General features: G+C 40.3%; 1 protein-coding gene. It reads left to right on the top strand.

The window, feature by feature from the left end:
* The coding region (locus tag ACFIK8_RS12140) for a 2-oxo acid dehydrogenase subunit E2 (RefSeq protein WP_375669575.1) at positions 1 to 632 on the top strand (632 nt) is incomplete at both ends.

Here is a 632-nt window from a genome sequence, read left to right as displayed (position 1 = left end):
CCCCTTAGCGCGGCGATTAGCAGCGCAAGAAGGGCTTGATTTATTATGTATTTCTGGAAGCGGTCCACATGGGCGTATTATCAAGCGCGATATAGACAAAGCCATGAGTAGTGATGCTCTTGAAGATTCTTGTTCATTACAAAATAAACAGTCGGTAGCGACAGATAGTGCTGACAAAAAGATACTTCAACTTTTTAAAGAAGATGAATATACATTCATACTTCATAGTAATATGCGAAAAACAATCGCCAAACGTTTGGTGGAATCAAAGCAAAAAGTACCACATTTCTATGTGACGGTAGATTGTGATCTCGATGCGTTATTGGAGCTTCGTACGCAATTGAATGCTGCTGCTCCGATGGTTAAGATGCAAGGAGGGTTTAAACCCGCTTATAAGCTTTCAGTTAACGACATGGTTATTAAAACCGTGGCACTTTCTTTAAAGGCAGTTTCTGATGCAAACGTATCTTGGCTTGAAGGTGGAATACTTCATCACAAACACTGTGATGTTGGGGTGGCTGTTTCTGTTTCGAATGGGTTAATTACGCCAATTGTTCGCCATGCAGAGGAAAAATCTTTGTCAATTATCTCTAATGAGATGAAATATTTTGTAAAGCGTGCACGTGCATGCA

The organism is Bartonella sp. MR168JLCBS (assembly GCF_042194175.1).
Note: the sequence above shows the minus strand (reverse complement) of the source record. Positions and strands in the feature narration are given on the sequence as shown.